The sequence below is a fragment of the Aeromonas sp. Prich7-2 genome (assembly GCF_017939255.1).
GTDB lineage: Bacteria > Pseudomonadota > Gammaproteobacteria > Enterobacterales > Aeromonadaceae > Aeromonas > Aeromonas caviae.
Window position 1 is genome coordinate 1 of sequence record NZ_JAGKRI010000181.1, and the last position, 471, is coordinate 471.

Annotated in this window: 1 pseudogene; it reads left to right on the forward strand. The window is 48.0% G+C overall.

What is annotated here, in order from left to right:
- Window positions 1–124: pseudogene (locus J9892_RS20465) on the forward strand (IS630 family transposase); the annotation flags it as partial.
- Window positions 125–471: the final 347 nt, after the last annotated feature.

Sequence of the window (471 nt, forward strand, 5' to 3'; positions counted from 1 at the left end):
ACATGAAACCATCACGCGCAATCATCAATGCAGAGGAATGGCCAGCCTGCTGGCCCGAGTGAAACACTTCATGGATACCGTGTCTCCTTTCCCGGGGAATGGCTATGGTACAGCGAAGGTGTAGCACTATTGGGATCAGTTATTTAGGCATAACAGCGCTAGTCTTAACTGGCCAAATTTGTGGTCATCTTCCCCCAAGCCATTGCACATGGGCATGCAGGTCCCAAATCTAGGAAGATAACGAGAATGGTTTACCAGAGTGCATATTCCGGCCGATCATGAACACCAATTCCGATTCAACGTGAACACCATTTCCGGACCAATATGAACGCTCATTCCGGTTCAACCTGAACACTTCGCCCCTCCTTTCCGGAAACAGTGTTCAACATCCCGGAATCACTGTTCACATTCACCGGAATCATCCTTAACGCATTGATTTAAAAACCTTTGATACGCTCTCCCTTTTGCCAG